The sequence below is a fragment of the Pseudomonas sp. CM25 genome (genome assembly GCF_013179705.1).
GTDB lineage: Bacteria > Pseudomonadota > Gammaproteobacteria > Pseudomonadales > Pseudomonadaceae > Aquipseudomonas.
Map to the genome: position 1 here is coordinate 1 of NZ_JABMCW010000120.1, position 15,159 is coordinate 15,159.

Annotated in this window: 11 protein-coding genes and 2 pseudogenes; 12 read left to right on the forward strand and 1 reads right to left on the reverse strand. The window is 55.8% G+C overall.

Going from position 1 to position 15,159, the window contains the following annotated elements; translation table 11 throughout:
* From HP546_RS31120 to HP546_RS14555, 12 genes and pseudogenes are all read left to right on the forward strand, one after another.
* On the forward strand, window positions 1-255 hold a 255-nt coding region (locus HP546_RS31120), incomplete at its 5' end, for a MarR family winged helix-turn-helix transcriptional regulator (protein ID WP_218584525.1).
* A gap of 320 nt (window positions 256-575) precedes the next feature.
* Window positions 576-2,255: a DUF1302 domain-containing protein gene (locus tag HP546_RS14505; protein ID WP_172226442.1), complete on the forward strand. Its 1,680-nt coding sequence runs from the start codon at window positions 576-578 to the stop codon at window positions 2,253-2,255.
* A 10-nt stretch (window positions 2,256-2,265) separates the two neighbouring features.
* A pseudogene (locus HP546_RS14510) lies at window positions 2,266-3,630 on the forward strand (DUF1329 domain-containing protein).
* A gap of 54 nt (window positions 3,631-3,684) precedes the next feature.
* The gene (locus HP546_RS14515; RefSeq protein ID WP_172226445.1) at window positions 3,685-4,785 is read left to right on the forward strand and encodes a YCF48-related protein; all 1,101 of its coding nucleotides are present in this window, start codon (window positions 3,685-3,687) and stop codon (window positions 4,783-4,785) included.
* A gap of 5 nt (window positions 4,786-4,790) precedes the next feature.
* Window positions 4,791-7,232, forward strand: coding sequence for an RND family transporter (locus tag HP546_RS14520; protein ID WP_172226448.1), 2,442 nt, complete (start codon window positions 4,791-4,793; stop codon window positions 7,230-7,232).
* Between the two features lie 96 nt (window positions 7,233-7,328).
* Entirely contained in the window at window positions 7,329-8,537 is a 1,209-nt protein-coding gene (locus HP546_RS14525; protein ID WP_172226453.1) for an MFS transporter, read from the forward strand.
* A 160-nt stretch (window positions 8,538-8,697) separates the two neighbouring features.
* Window positions 8,698-9,267 (forward strand): cupin domain-containing protein, encoded by a 570-nt coding sequence (locus HP546_RS14530; protein WP_172226456.1) that lies wholly within the window; start codon window positions 8,698-8,700, stop codon window positions 9,265-9,267.
* Window positions 9,267-10,259: a fumarylacetoacetate hydrolase family protein gene (locus HP546_RS14535; protein ID WP_172226477.1), complete on the forward strand. Its 993-nt coding sequence runs from the start codon at window positions 9,267-9,269 to the stop codon at window positions 10,257-10,259. Before HP546_RS14530 ends, HP546_RS14535 begins: the two co-directional genes overlap by 1 nt.
* Entirely contained in the window at window positions 10,250-11,203 is a 954-nt protein-coding gene (locus HP546_RS14540) for an NAD-dependent epimerase/dehydratase family protein (RefSeq protein WP_172226480.1), read from the forward strand. The genes HP546_RS14535 and HP546_RS14540 overlap by 10 nt, the downstream gene beginning before the upstream one ends.
* A 49-nt stretch (window positions 11,204-11,252) precedes the next feature.
* Window positions 11,253-12,041 carry a cyclase family protein gene (locus HP546_RS14545; protein WP_172226483.1) on the forward strand — a complete coding sequence of 263 codons (789 nt, stop codon included), beginning with the start codon at window positions 11,253-11,255 and terminating at the stop codon, window positions 12,039-12,041.
* Between the two features lie 14 nt (window positions 12,042-12,055).
* The gene (locus HP546_RS14550) at window positions 12,056-13,693 is read left to right on the forward strand and encodes an arylsulfatase (RefSeq protein ID WP_172226486.1); all 1,638 of its coding nucleotides are present in this window, start codon (window positions 12,056-12,058) and stop codon (window positions 13,691-13,693) included.
* Window positions 13,694-13,794: 101 nt separating this feature from the next.
* Window positions 13,795-14,670, forward strand: coding sequence for a formylglycine-generating enzyme family protein (locus HP546_RS14555; protein WP_256678483.1), 876 nt, complete (start codon window positions 13,795-13,797; stop codon window positions 14,668-14,670).
* Between the two features lie 123 nt (window positions 14,671-14,793).
* Here the strand turns inward: HP546_RS14555 and HP546_RS14560 are convergent.
* Window positions 14,794-15,159 (reverse strand): annotated as a pseudogene (locus HP546_RS14560) (glyoxalase); the annotation flags it as partial.

Here is a 15,159-nt window from a genome sequence, read left to right on the forward strand (position 1 = left end):
CGCTCCCTACATGCTCTAGAGGTAGCGGGGCGGGTCTGCACTGAGGTCGATCCTGCTGATGGACGGCGCTATACCGTTTCGCTTACTGCGAGCGGCAAGGAGTTGTATAACCGAGTCTTGAAGGTCGCACTGGAGCGCGAGCGTCGCCTGCTGAGCGGCCTTTCTCCGTCGGAGGTGGATACGCTGATTAATCTTCTTGGTCGCCTGAACGCCCAGGTTGCCAACGTTAATGAATACGACCCAGAAAAGCCCTAGGTCTTCATTCACGCGCTTCAACTGGCCTCAGTGCTTGGAAAGCTGTCCTATTGGACAGCTTTTTTGTAGATCCATCTCACTCTCACTGCGCGATCCTCTCTCGCTCTGTAGTTCGCTTAGGTATCGCGGTTCACGATAGGTCGCATCCGAACAAGCGATTAGTCAGAGCAAATCCTCCGCGTCAATCTGTCGCCAACTCCTGGTTTATCCCGCCTAGGAGAGGTCACTCAGGTCTACACGCCTGCCATAGCTGGGCAGCCTAACCCAGCTCTCGGTGACAGAAAAAATGCCAACAAAAAAAATAAGAGAGGGTTTGTTCAATGGCTTTTCGCTCCTGTGCCATATCGCGGCGTGCACCCTTCGCCGTGACTGTTGCTGCCGCGTTGGTCTGCGGTTTCCCAAGCGCTCAAGCGTTTGAATTTCAAACCGGTTCACCTGACCTGACCCTTCGGTGGGATAACACGCTCAAATACAGCTCTGCCTGGCGTCTGAAGGATCAGAGCAGCAAGTTATCCAGCGGTCCCGTTGCGCTCAACCAAGATGATGGTGATCGCAGCTTCAACAAGGGTCTCATTTCAAATCGTCTAGATGTTCTCTCTGAGATGGACCTTGGCTATCGAGATTTCGGTGCTCGCGTCAGTGCGGCAGGTTGGTTCGATACCGAGTATCAGAAGGATAACGACAACAACGACCCAAGCCGCGCAAACGCCCGCTCAGTGGCGTATGACGAGTTCACCGATGACACGCGTCATCTGCATGGTGGTGATGGTGAGTTGCTCGATGCATTCCTCTACTGGAACGGCAGTGTCGCGGACCGCGCTTTGTCTGTACGGGCCGGGCGTCATGGGCTCATTTGGGGCGAAAGTCTGTTCTTCGGTGCTAACGGCATTGCGGGAGGCATGGCTCCGGTTGATGTTGTGAAGGCCATTTCCGTACCCAATACCCAGTTCAAGGAAATCACTCGTCCGGTCAGTCAGCTTTCCACGACCTATCAGCTGACCGACGATCTGTCGGTTGGAGCCTACTATCAGTTTGAGTGGGAAGAGACGCGGTTACCGGGTGCTGGCAGCTACTTCTCGGTTAGCGACACGATTGGCGAGGGCAACGAGCGCTTGATCGTCGGCGAACCTTTCCCGGCTTTCCTCGGCGGTAATCCAGGCAGTCCTGCCGCGTTCTTTCACGGTAACGATAAAGAAGCGAAGAGTTCAGGCCAGGGTGGCCTTCAGCTTCGTTACACCGCAGATACCGTGGAATACGGTCTCTATGCAATCCAGTATCACGACAAATCCCCCAAGCTTTATCTGAAGCCAAGCACGACCGGGCCGAATTTCGCGACCGGCCAGGTCGGGGAGTACTACTGGGTCTATCCCGAGAATATACGTGCATTGGGGGCGAGCTTCTCCACAACCGTGGACGAATACAGCTTCGCAGGTGAGGCCTCTATGCGTTGGAATATGCCTCTGGTTTCTAACGGCCAGACGGTGTTGCCAGGGCTTCAGGCAGACAATGACGACCACCCTCTGTATGCCGTGGGTCGCACAGCCCACTTGAACCTCAACATGATTGCTTCGTTGGGTCCTTCGTTCATTTCGAACGAGGCCAGCTTGGTAGGAGAGATCGCCTGGAACCGCTTGCTGAGCGTGACAAAAAACAGGGCTGCGCTTGATCCCGGTGCAACGGATGACGGTGTCGGCATCAAGCTTGTGTATTCACCAACCTATCGCCAGGTTTTCCCCGGCATTGATCTCAGCGTGCCTGTGGGTATCAGCTACTTCCCGATGGGCAAGTCCGCGGTCGTTAGCTCATTTGGGCCTGATAAAGGCGGGGATTTCAACGTCGGCGTAAGCGCCACCTACATGGACCGGGTCACGTTCGGTCTGACGTACACCCATTACTACGGTCCTGAGGACACCAACCTCAATTCGGCCAACCAGTTCACCTTCAAACAATCACTGAAAGACCGGGATTACCTGGCCTTCTCGGTTAAAACAACATTCTGAGGGGACTCGCATGACTACACCATTTTCTCTCAAGACACTCTGCGCAGTATTGATCAGTACCGCTGCGCTGAGCCTGCCGCTTGCGCATGCCGCAGGTCCTGATGATCTTGGCAAACAATTGACCCCGCTGGGGGCCGAGCGTGCTGGTAACGCCGATGGCAGCATCCCAGCCTGGGACGGTGGGTACGTGAAGGTGGACCCTTCATTCAAAGAGGGAGGGAAACGCGGCGATCCGTTTGCAGCGGACAAACCTCTTTTCAGTATCACTGCCAAAAATGTGGATCAATATGCCACTCGCCTTAGCGAGGGCACCAAGGCGATGTTCAAGCGCTACCCAGAGAGCTATCGCATTGATGTTTACCAGACAAGGCGTACCGCAGCTGCACCTCAGTGGGTATACGACAACACGCTGAAAAATGCTCACGAGGCAAAGCTGGTGGAAAGCAGCGCGGGCTTGATTCCTGAGGGAGCTTACGGCGGTATTCCATTCCCAGTGCCTAAGAACGGGACGGAGGCGATGTGGAATCATGTTCTGAACTGACGTGGCACCTCCGTAGCGATGGATTTCCGTCATTACTTGATGACAGCCGACGGCGCTCCCGTGATGACCACTGACGGTAAGGCTATCCAAGAGATGCCTTATTACTACAAGGATGGCAGTGCATCGACCTTCGATGGCGATTACTGGCTCTTCCGCTTGCTCAACGTAGGGCCACCACTGCGTGCTGGCGAACAGATTATGGGGCGCACCAACCTTAACGGCGATAAGACCCAGGCACATGTGTACCTGACCGGGCAGCGGCGGGTGCGCAAGCTTCCCAATGCATGTTGCGACACACCGACTCCAGCCACCGCGGGTGTGATGTCGTTCGACGAATTGAGTGTGTTCCAAGGTCGAATGGATCGATTCAACTGGAAGCTTGTCGGCAAGCAGGAAATGTACATTCCGTACAACACCAGTAAGGTACAAGCAGCGTCGAAGCCAGAGGATCTTTTTTCCAAGCACCACATGAATCCTGACTACGTTCGCTGGGAGTTGCATCGTGTATGGGTTGTGGAGGCGGACCTGGCTCCAGGTAAGCGCCATCAACTGCCTAAAGGGCGCTACTACCTTGATGAGGACACCTGGCAAGCCATGCTGGGTGATCGCTGGGACGCGAATGGCCAGCTGTCCAAAACACTCTGGTCGCTCCCGGTTGTAATGCCTGATCTGCCCGCAGTAGCTCAATTGTCTTCCGGCTTCTATGACTTGGTCTCGGGTGCGTGGTTTGTGCAGAACCTCTACGCAGGTAAGGATCAACAGTACGCTGTCGTCGACAAGTACAAGCCAGCCGAATTCTCGCCCGCCGCAATGGCCGGACGTGGCGTCCGCTGAGTATGTGAGGAGGGCTTTCGGCCCTCCTTTTCCAGCTAGGAATTCGAGGTAGATATGAACACATTACGTCAGCTAGGCGGCGTGTTGCTTGCCTTGCTTTTGCCGGCCGCCCCACATTGCCTAGCGCAGGCATCACCACAGAACCTTAAGGCGGGCAACGTGTTGAGCAGCCCAGCGACTATGGTTCCTTCCCCGCAGCGGGCTGTATACATGGCATTGGCGCGGGCGGGGAGTCGCATAGTGGCGGTAGGGGAGCGAGGACTGATTGTCTGCTCTGACGACAATGGCCAGCAGTGGCATCAAGCGACCGTCCCCGTGTCCGTAGGCTTGACTGCTGTGCAGTTTGCCGATGACAAAAACGGATGGGCTGTTGGGCACAGCGGTGTCGTGTTAGTTACGCACGATGCGGGTGAGACTTGGCTGTTGCAATTGGATGGCCGGCGCGCTGCCGAGCTGGAGCTTGCTGCTGCTAAACACGACGCGCTCAACGCAGTTGATTCTGAAGCCTCGGATAATCGCTTGGAGACGGCGAAGCGCTTGATTGCAGAGGAACCTGACAAACCCTTGCTCGCCTTGGCCGTAACCGACGCTAAGCAGGTACTTGTTGTTGGGGCTTATGGTCTGGCTCTGCGAACTGAAGACGGTGGCACGACTTGGCACTCAGTAATGGGCCAGATCGACAATCCCATGGGTCTGCATCTTTATGCTGTAGCTCGCCAAGGTGACACTTGGATCTTGGCAGGAGAGCAGGGCTACCTTGCTCGCTCCCGGGATGGTCAGAGCTTCCAGCAACTGGAAGTAAGTTACCCAGGTAGCTTGTTTACGCTGGCTCAGCGTAGAGATGGGGCGATGCTGATCGGCGGGCTGAAGGGGCACGCATTTGTGCTGCCGAGAGGTTCCGATAGCCCAGAAGAAATACCACCTCAAGCACCGGTTACCTTCAGTGATGCGCTCACTTTACGCGATGGCCGAGTGCTGCTTACCAATCAGGCCGGTGGGCTATTTACCAGTTCCCTGTCTGCGTTCAAGCCAGTTCTTGAACCGTTGAAAAAGCCCGTTTCGGCAGTGATTGAAAATAACGACGGTAGCTTGGTGTTCGCTGGCTTCACCGGGCTTTCGCGTGTCGTGCAACCCGTAGTAGCGGTTTCGGAGTGAGTGTTATGAATTGCGCTAGCCGCCAACCAACCCCCTCTGGTCCCGAGGGATTCGATCCACGCTCGGGCTCTATCGTCGAGCGGGCTCTGTTCAATCACCGTCACTGGGTGCTTCTGCTTTGTCTTCTAGCAACTGTACTGCTTGGCTGGCAGTCAACCCGGCTCGAACTCAACGCCAGCTTCGAGAAAACGATCCCTACCGGGCACCCCTATATTTCAAACTACCTGGACCGGCAAAAAGAGCTGTCTGGCTTGGGTAACGCATTGCGTATTGCGGTGGCTAACCGCAATGGCGATATTTATGACCCAGAGTACCTCCGGGCGCTTCAAGCTCTCAGCGAAGAGATCTATCTGGTCCCAGGGGTAGACCGTGCCTACATGAAGTCGCTTTGGACGCCAGCGACCCGCTGGGTTTCGGTTACTGAAGAAGGCTTGGACGGTGGGCCGGTAATCCCAGACGACTACGATGGCAGCGCCAAATCGATCAACGATTTGCGTCGAAACGTACAGCTTTCGAATGAGATCGGTCAGTTGGTAGCGTTCGACCAGCGCTCCAGCATTATTTACGTACCGCTCCTGGCACGTACGCCTGATGGCAAAGCGCTGGACTATTCGGTGCTCGCGGAGCAACTGGAAGCGCTAAGGGCGAAGCACCAGGGTGATGGTGTTGACATCCACATCGTTGGATTCGCCAAGAAAGTCGGTGATCTGATCGATGGATTGGAGCAGATCCTTCTGTTCTTCGGCGTCGCTATTCTCATCACCACGGCGGTGCTGTTTGCTTACACTCGCTGCATTCGCAGCACTCTGCTGGTAGTGGCGTGCTCTCTGATTGCGGTGGTTTGGCAATTGGGTCTGCTACCAGTCCTTGGCCTCCAGCTCGACCCGTACTCGGTTTTGGTGCCATTCCTTGTGTTTGCGATCGGGATGAGCCACGGCGCGCAGAAGATGAACGGCATCATGCAAGACATCGGCCGTGGAATGCATCGAGTCGTTGCTGCCCGGTTCACGTTCCGTCGCTTGTTTTTGGCCGGGCTGACCGCGCTGTTGTGTGATGCGGTGGGTTTTGCGGTGCTGTTGATCATTCAGATTCGCGTCATCCAGGATCTGGCGATCATTGCCAGTATCGGGGTCGCGGTGTTGATTTTCACCAATCTGATCCTATTGCCGGTATTGCTTTCCTTCGTGGGCGTGAGCCCCAAGGCTGCACAGCTTAGTTTGCGCAGTGAGCGTGCTGAAGAGAGTGGCCAGGCCCGCCATCCGTTTTGGCGCTTCCTTGATCTATTCACTCGTAAATCATGGGCTTCAGCGTGCATTGGCGTGAGCTTGGTCATGGCCGTACTGGGCTTCGCTGTGAGCCTTCACTTGGCGATTGGCGACCTGGACGCCGGGGCACCGGAGCTGCGGGTTGATTCACGCTACAACCGCGACGACGCCTTCATTACTCAAGCATTCGGAGCAAGCAGCGATCTTTTCGCAATCATGGTGCAGACGCCTGCGGGTGCTTGTGCGCACTACGATGTTTTGCGCAAGGTCGATGAGCTTGATTGGCAGTTGCGTAGCCTGCCAGGTGTTGATTCCACGAATTCACTGGCGCTTTTGAATCGTCGAATGATGGTTGGTTTGTCAGAAGGCAGCGCCAAATGGTACGAGTTGCTGAACAACCAGGCCATGCTCAACATGGTCACCGCCAGCGCCCCTCGCGGGTTGTACAACGAGTCGTGCAATCTCCTGACGCTGTATGTCTATCTGACTGATCACAAGGCGGAAACGCTGACTCGACTGGTTGAGCATGTCGAGGCGTTTGCGGCAGCCAATGATACCCCTGATGTGAAATTCCTCATGGCTGCCGGCAATGCGGGCATCGAAGCCGCGACCAACATAGTTGTCCGAGAGGCTAACCGCGAAATGCTCTTCTGGGTGTATGGCGCGGTGGTCCTGCTTTGCCTAGTGACTTTCCGCTCTTGGCGCGCAACGCTCTGCGCCGTGATTCCGTTGGTGCTTACGTCGATTCTATGTGAGGCATTGATGGTCTGGCTGGGGATCGGTGTGAAGGTTGCCACCTTGCCTGTCATCGCTCTGGGGGTGGGCATAGGTGTTGATTACGCGCTGTATGTGATGAGCATCATGCTGGGGCATCTTCGTCAAGGGGCCTCCCTATCTGACGCCTACTACCGTGCTCTGCTTTCTACAGGGAAGGTAGTAATGCTGACAGGGGTGACTCTGGCAATCGGCGTAGGTACCTGGATCTTTTCTCCTATCAAGTTCCAAGCGGACATGGGGGTACTTCTGGCCTTCATGTTCATCTGGAACATGGTGGCGGCACTGCTTCTGCTTCCGGCCCTTGCTTATTTCCTACTGCCATCGACCCATCAAACCAGGACAGCGGAAGCAGCTGATCGCGCCCTCGAGGGTCGAGTTATGGCTGCGCACTCGGTTGATCGTTGAGCCAAAAATAAAAAGAGTAAATGATCATGGAACATGAGTTGGCGATGATAGCGTTCGGCGCAGAAGCACCACGCCACCACTGGGCGGAGGTGTTGGATGCGTGCTGACAACTGCGCTGGGGCGCCCCAGTCACTGCTACTGCTGCTTGGCAGTTGCTTGCCGGTTTTGGGAGCTGTTCTGTTAGCTCCAATACTGCCGGCCATGAAGGAGCATTTTGCTGATAGCCCAATGGCCGGGGTTCTAGTGCCCATCAGTCTGACGATTCCAGCATTAATGATCGCGCTGTTCGCCCCGTTGGCCGGCGTGATAGCAGACCGTGTAGGTCGCAAGCCGTTGCTTCTGACCTCTGTGGCGCTATATGGCTTCTTCGGTCTGATGCCTATATGGCTTGATTCCTTGCCAGCCATAGTGGCGAGCCGAGCGGGTTTAGGTTTGGCGGAGGCGGGCATCATGACGTGTTGCACGACGTTAATTGGTGACTACTTTCAAGGGGCTCGACGCGAGCGGCTGTTCGCTTTGCAGATGGTTTGTACATCGCTGTCGGCAGCGGTATTTATGGCCCTGGGAGGAGCACTAGGTCATTCCAGTTGGCGTACGCCATTCTTCCTCTATGGAGCCGCTGTGGTAATGCTCCCCCTGATGTCCTGGTTGCTTTGGGAGCGGCCGAAGGACGGTACCGTCTCCAAAGCACGTGACGACTCAGAGTTTCCCTGGAAGAGCTTGCTCACGTTGTACCTCTTCAGCGCGCTTGCCGGCATCAGCCTTTTCATTGTCCCTGTGCAGGCGGGTTTTCTGTTGAAACTGCTGGGTGTCGACTCTCCACAGCAGATAGGGCTAATCATGGGGGCGAATCAGCTTGGCGTTCTAGTTGGCGCCTTAGGGTTTCGATTCTTGCATCGTACTCCGCGTCAGCATTTGCTCTTGCTCGCATTCTTCGTTGCGGGCCTGGGCGGTCTGTTGATGGCCAGCACAAACGATGCGCAGCTGGTGACTGTGGCTGTGTTCATCAATGGTGCAGGCGTTGGATTGATGCTACCTACGCTGGTGACATGGGTGATGGCCCAAACCAGCGCTTCAAAACGAGGGCGGGCGGCGGGAGGTTTCACAGCTGCTCTTTTTGCGGGGGAGTTCATCAGCCCACTTGTCGTCTTGTCATTAGGTGGTACCTCTGATGGGCGACTACCTGATGCGCTCATTGCAATTGCCGGCATTCAGTTACTCCTGGCGCTTGCTTGCATGCTTCTACCCCGAATGGTTCGTGGCGCTGAAGTCGCAACGGCGCCTTTGCAGTCCACAGACGGGTAATGCCGGCGCGTAAACCGCACTCGATGAAAGCTGAATTGAAAACTCATGGGCCGAAAGGCGGCATGAGGCCGGCGCTCGGCTGAGCAATCACCCTCAGAATGAAGCCGTTCATCGAAGTTGTACGGCACGTTCGACTATCGCAGTTTTTGATGGAGTTCCTATGAAGTCCCTTCCTTCTTTCAAGCGTGTGGTAACCGGGCACAACCCAGAGGGCTCGGCAGTGGTAGCGAGTTCGGGAGCCACTCCTAGTAGTTTTGCACTGAAGTCTGTCCCAGGCACGGTGTTCCACGAAATCTGGAGCAGTGACGCCACTCCGGCAATGCTGGATAACGGTGCAGACCCGACCCTGAAAGCGCTGGCGCTGAGTCCAGTGACACACGGTAGCGTCATCCGAGTGGTTGATATTCCACCTGATAGCGTACAGAACCAGGTTAGCGCTGAAGATGCCGCCGCTGCATTCGCTGAAATTGGGCAGTCGCACGCGGGCACCAGCAGTGCTGATTCGAAACACAAGCTTATGCACCGAACGGAAACGCTCGATTACGGCATCGTCACCGAAGGTGAGGTGTGGCTGGTTCTGGACGACGAAGAAATCCATCTACAGCGAGGTGACGTCGTGGTTCAGCGTGGTACGAACCATGCCTGGAGTAATCGGACCGGTGAAATGGCCCGCATGGTTTTCATCCTGCTTGATGGCCGCTATGCCGAAAGCTTGCAGGAGGTGCTGTAATGAAGCTCGCCTCTTTTGATGACGGCACTACAGATGGGCGGCTTTTGGTTGTCTCTCGTGATTTGCGTCATGCCGTAGATGCGGGAGACATCGCCCCCACGATGCAGTTAGCCGTAGAAAAATGGCCTCAGGTAGAGGCCCTCCTTCAGGAGCGCTACGAATCACTCAACCTGCGTAACGTGCCAGGCATCATCGATTTCGATGCTGGGAAGGTACTCGCTCCGCTACCTCGCGCATGGCAGTGGCTGGATGGCTCCTGCTTTCTTAGCCATGGCGAATTGATGCAGCGCGCTTTCAACCTGGAGGCGATAGAGGGCGTTGAACACACGCCACTGATGTACCAGGGTTCCGGTGATGATTTTCTAGGTCCATCGCATCCGATTGCATTACCCAGCGAGGCCCATGGTATCGACTTCGAAGGCGAATTCGCAGTGCTGGTGGATGAGGTCCCGATGGGGTGTAGCGCAGAAGAGGCGCTGAACCACATACGACTGATATTGCAGCTGAACGACGTAAGCCTGCGTGCTCTGGCACCCAGGGAAATGAGAACGGGATTTGGCTTTGTTCAGGCTAAGTCTTCCTCAAGCTTTGCGCCTGTTGCAGTTACGCCTGATGAGCTGGGTGAAGATTGGCGTGACGGACGAGTGCATCTGCCATTGAATGTCACGTGGAATGGCAAGTGGTTCGGCCATCCCCATGGAGGAGCCATGCACTTTGGCTTCCATCAGCTTATTTCCCATGCCGCACTGACCAGACGACTGAGCGCTGGCACTGTGATTGGTTCAGGGACGGTTTCCAACGCCGACAGTAAAGTCGGTTCAGCATGCATTGCCGAGCGTCGAGCGATCGAGACGATAGCTCATGGCGCCCCACAAACAAACTTCATGCGATTTGGTGACCGAGTACGCATGGAGGCGGTTTGCCGAGATGGCACTCCGCTGTTCGGAGCCATTGACCAGCAAGTGGTTCAGGCGGGTGCAACATGCGAGTGATGGTCACCGGGGCTGCTGGATTTGTTGGTCGGCTACTGGTGGAGCGTTTGCTCAAACAGGGAAGCTTGCGAGGGCAATCCATTGACATCCTCGTGCTGATTGATCACTGCCTGGACAACATCCCGGATGATCCGAGAGTACGGTTGGTCAGCGGCAGCATCACGGAGCCGTCGCTCCTGAGAAGAAGCTTGGCCGACGGCATCGACGTGGTGTTCCACCTCGTCAGTGTCGCCGGCGGGGCCGCAGAGAAGAATTACTCGCTAGGCCGTCAGGTGAACCTGATGGCTAGCTTGGAACTCCTCTCTCAGCTGCGGGATTCGGTTAAGCCACCAGTGATTGTTTACGCCAGCAGCGTGGCGGTCTATGGCGGTGGGCTGCCGGTCAAAATGGATGAGGGCTACGTACCGCGTCCTGCTTTGGCATACGGCGCGCATAAGCTCATGGTGGAAACGGAACTGAATGATTTGAGCCGTCGCGGGGAGATTGATGGCCGTGCGCTGCGCCTTCCAGGAATCGTTGCCCGTCCAAGCGAACCTAATGGACTGCGTTCGGCATTCATGAGTGACTTGATGCAGCGTCTTGCGGCGGGGGAGCAGTACGAGTGTCCAGTTTCACCTGAGGCTAGCGCGTGGTGGATGTCCGCTGCGTGCTGCGTAGACAACCTGCTGCACGCTGCGCAAATCAATGTTACCTCGTCCGACTCTCCGCGGATCTGGCAACTACCAGTGCTGCACCTCTCGGTGGGGCAAGTGGCAGAGGCTCTGTTCAAGATCCTCGGAAATGACCGACGGCATTTGCTTAGCTATCGACCAGAGCCCGATCTCGAAACGCTGTTCGGGCGCTACCCTCCGATCCGCACGCCGCTCGCGCGCGAACGTGGATTCCGTAACGACATCTCTGCCACGAACTTAGTACGCAACTCTTTGGGCTACGCCCGCCGCTAGCGGGCACGCGTCCGCTAAAACGCTCCAGAAGATAATAAGAGGAACACTCATGACCCTGGCTCGAAAACGCCGTTTAGTCGATCTATCCGTAACCCTGGACAACAATCCATACACTGATCCGCCGCCGCTTCTTCCGCGGATCGATTACATGGACCACCAGGAGGGGTGGCCAGAAATGGCTGCGATGTTCCCAGGGCTTGCGATTGATCAATTGCCTGGGCAAGAGTCATGGGCGGCAGAGCGTCTGTCGATCACTACGCACAGTGGCACGCACATGGACGCACCTTGGCATTACGCCTCGACTACCAATGGTGGGCAGCCAGCGTTTGGTATCGACGAGTTACCTTTGGAGTGGTGTCTCCAGCCGGGTGTCAAGTTGGATTTTCGCGATTTCCCCGACGGTCACGTGGTGACCGCGGCTGAGGTCGAGACTGAACTCAAGCGTATCGGCTATGTGCTACAGCCGCTGGATATTGTCCTGGTTAACACGCGTGCTGGCAGCTTGTTCGGCCAACCAGGGTATCTTGATGCCGGCGTTGGAATGGGGCGTGAAGCGACGCTTTACCTGCTCGAAAATGGTGTTCGGGTAGTCGGCACAGATGCCTGGAGTTGGGATGCACCATTCAAATTTACCCGTCAACGATTTGCAGAAAGTGGCGATGCCTCGATCATCTGGGAGGGCCATAAGGCTGGTCGTGACATCGGCTATGGACAGATGGAGAAGCTGGCCAATCTGGATGCGCTGCCATCGACTGGTTTCTTGGTGTCGTGCTTCCCCTACAAAATCAAACATGCCTCCGCGGGATTTGTTCGCGCGGTGGCCATTTTTGAAGAGTGAGAAGGGAGGTTCTAATGCGCTTTCCTTTTCTCGTGGCTGCTTTTGCTTCGCTGCTGCCAGCGTTGGCAGCAGCAGCGGAGCGACCAAACATCCTACTGATCGTTGCGGATGACCTTGGATACTCTGACCTCGGCGCCTTTGGTGGCGAGATCAGCACACCAAACCTGGATAAGCTCGCCTCAAGTGGACTGGTTTTAACCAACATGTATGCAGCGCCAACATGCTCCCCGACCCGGGCCATGTTGATGTCTGGGACTGACAACCACCTTGTCGGGCTCGGCACCATGGCTGAGGGGATGCAACCGTTTCAGCGCGGAAAGCCGGGATATGAGGGTTACCTCAACCGGGAAGCCCACTCGATCGCGGAGCTTCTACGTGACGGAGGCTACCGCACAAGCATGGTTGGCAAATGGCACCTGGGTTCAGCCCCGGATCAAGGTCCAGATCAACGAGGCTTTGAGAACTCATTTAGCTTGCTGGAGGGAGGAGGGGTGCATTTCAAGCCTCCCTCCAAACCCAGCAGCAAGATCGAAGAGGTCACCTATCGTGAAAATGGTCAGCCGGTAGATTTGCCGGAGGACTTCTACTCCACCGATTTTTACACCGACAAAATGATCAGCTTTTTGCGTCGAAGTACCGGTAGTGAGAAGCCATTTTTCGCCTATGTGGCGTACACCTCTCCTCACTGGCCTTTGCAGGCACCGGATGAATATCTGGACAAGTACCACGGTCGATACGATCAAGGATATGACATTGTCCGCCAAGCTCGGATTGATCGGCTTCGACAAAAAGGACTGCTGTCATCGGAAGCAGTTCCAGCGTCCACCTTACCCGTCACACCGATGCTTCCAGGTTGGGAACAGCTCAGTCCGGAGCAGCGAAAAACTGAGTCGCGCAAGATGGAAATCTACGCGGCTATGGTCGATAACCTCGATCATAACGTAGGGCGCTTGCTCGATTATTTAAAAGCATCCGGACAGTACGAAAACACCCTGATTGTGTTCATGTCTGACAATGGTGCAGCGGGCGAGCGTCATGAACTGTTTTACCCGGCGGGCCCGGATACAGATAACAGCTTGGGCAACCTTGGCCGGCGGGGCTCGCAGATCGACTACGGGTTGAGATGGGCTGAGGTCAGCTCTGCACCTTTCAGATTATTCAAAGGCAGCACCGCTGAGGGAGGGATCAGTGTCCCCGCTATCGTCCACATGCCGCAGCAGTTCGCCCGTGAGGGGGTAGAGCAAGGTGTGGCGCGAGTCGATGATTTGGCCCCAACGTTCTTGTCCTTGGCGGGTGTGAAAGATCCTGGTAACCAATATCATGGTCAACCTAAACACCCCATCACTGGCCTCTCGATGCTACCGATGCTGAAAGGGAAGGCGGCTAAACCGAGGGTATTTGCCGGTGAGCTTTTCGGCAGTCTGTATTACCGCGAAGGCAATCTCAAACTCCTCGGTTTGAGACCCTGGGCCCTTCCAGGTGAGGCTCCGAAACCGCTTCGCTGGCAACTGTTCGACCTTTCACGTGATCGAGGTGAAGTTGATGACCTCTCAGCTGACTCACCTCAAACATTGGAGAGGCTCAAGCGCGATTGGCAAAACTATGCGACCCGTGTCGGTGTTGTGAGCCCTCCCCAAGAGCAAGCTCAATGACTCGAACCTGGACGGCTATGGCTAGCATAACCTTGCTGGCTTTAGCTGGCTTGGCGAACTGGCCCCGAACGCTCCCTGCATTAGGTCAGCTCGAGGGCTGTATGGCTTATGAAGGTCTGCCACCAGGTTGGGGGGAACGTGACCACGCAGGCATGGTGTTCGTGGAAGGCGGGCGCTTCACACCAGGCGTTGAAGGCGGGTATCTGGATGAGCGGCCGCTTGCGCCAATTGAGATAGATGGCTTCTGGATTGATCGGACTGAGGTAACCCGTGCGCAATTTTCAGATTTTGTCGCCTCAACAGGTTATGTAACTGATGCTGAGCGTGTGGGCGGTGCGGCGGTCTTTCGGGTTCCGGATCTAGAGGACACCTCGCCTATGCCTTGGTGGAAGTTTGTCCTCGGGGCTAACTGGCGATATCCCGACGGCCCTGGTCAGCCTGCGGCGTCGCTGGATAATCATCCTGTAACCCAAGTCACTTTGGCAGATGCTGAAGCCTATGCTCGCTGGCGTGGCAATGAACTACCTGATGAAGCGCACTGGGAATTTGCAGCCCGGGGTGGGCATAGCTCTCAACGGTTGGGCGAGGAGCCAAGAGACTCGCATGGGAGACCCAGCGCCAATTACTGGCAGGGTGTTTTTCCTTTAGTGAATGACGTCGAGGACGGTTTTGCTGGTTTAGCACCTGTAGGGTGTTTTGTACCTAATGGTTACGGGCTATACGACATGATTGGGAATGTCTGGGAGTGGACCACTGACACCCAGCGAAATCCCTTGCTTGGGCACCTGAATGGTGACCCTTCTACTTTGCGAAGCACGCCACCCAGCTCCGAACCGCGGATAATCAAGGGCGGCTCCTACCTCTGCGCTACATCCTACTGCGCTCGTTTTCGTTCCGCAGCTCGGGAGCGACAGGCTTCTGATCTCGCCACTTCACATGTAGGGTTTCGTACCATCAAGCGCATTTCTCGCTACTAACTGAGTTGCCGTCGATAGATGACTATCCACATGGTTTGATGTCGATAAGTACGAAAAGAAGCGCCCTCATGATCCAGGGCGCTTAACTTGATGCGGTTGAAGAGGAGGTGATTGAAACCTTAATCAGTGCTTCGCAGGTGGGCCGCCCGGGAACCACTTCTGCTGGTAATGGAAGAGGAAGTATTGCGAATTGTCAGCCCCAGGTGCGGCCACGCGTGCTGTCCATCCTTCGTCATGCATATCCATATCAGCATCGTATTCAACGTGGCAGCCCATCGGGCTATTGAAGTACCAGAACCAGTTCGAGCCGAGCTGGTGCCGACCAGGCCCCCAGAATGATTCATAGCCCTTCTCGACAAAGCGGCTACCCGCCAACATCACTTCAGTTGGGCCTCCGAGATGGAACGTGAAGTGCTCGATCCCTTTCATGAATGGAGGCGTTTGGATCAGGAAGAGGGTGTGGTGATCTTGAGTGCCGGCAGGCCGCAA

What these genes read in the sequence shown, in the direction of transcription:
- HP546_RS14505 (WP_172226442.1), top strand. Translation starts at nt 576, where the DNA reads ATGGCTTTTCGCTCCTGTGCCATATCGCGGCGTGCACCCTTCGCCGTG.
- HP546_RS14515 (WP_172226445.1), top strand. Translation starts at nt 3,685, where the DNA reads ATGAACACATTACGTCAGCTAGGCGGCGTGTTGCTTGCCTTGCTTTTG.
- HP546_RS14520 (WP_172226448.1), top strand. Translation starts at nt 4,791, where the DNA reads ATGAATTGCGCTAGCCGCCAACCAACCCCCTCTGGTCCCGAGGGATTC.
- HP546_RS14525 (WP_172226453.1), top strand. Translation starts at nt 7,329, where the DNA reads ATGCGTGCTGACAACTGCGCTGGGGCGCCCCAGTCACTGCTACTGCTG.
- HP546_RS14530 (WP_172226456.1), top strand. Translation starts at nt 8,698, where the DNA reads ATGAAGTCCCTTCCTTCTTTCAAGCGTGTGGTAACCGGGCACAACCCA.
- HP546_RS14535 (WP_172226477.1), top strand. Translation starts at nt 9,267, where the DNA reads ATGAAGCTCGCCTCTTTTGATGACGGCACTACAGATGGGCGGCTTTTG.
- HP546_RS14540 (WP_172226480.1), top strand. Translation starts at nt 10,250, where the DNA reads ATGCGAGTGATGGTCACCGGGGCTGCTGGATTTGTTGGTCGGCTACTG.
- HP546_RS14545 (WP_172226483.1), top strand. Translation starts at nt 11,253, where the DNA reads ATGACCCTGGCTCGAAAACGCCGTTTAGTCGATCTATCCGTAACCCTG.
- HP546_RS14550 (WP_172226486.1), top strand. Translation starts at nt 12,056, where the DNA reads ATGCGCTTTCCTTTTCTCGTGGCTGCTTTTGCTTCGCTGCTGCCAGCG.
- HP546_RS14555 (WP_256678483.1), top strand. Translation starts at nt 13,795, where the DNA reads ATGGCTTATGAAGGTCTGCCACCAGGTTGGGGGGAACGTGACCACGCA.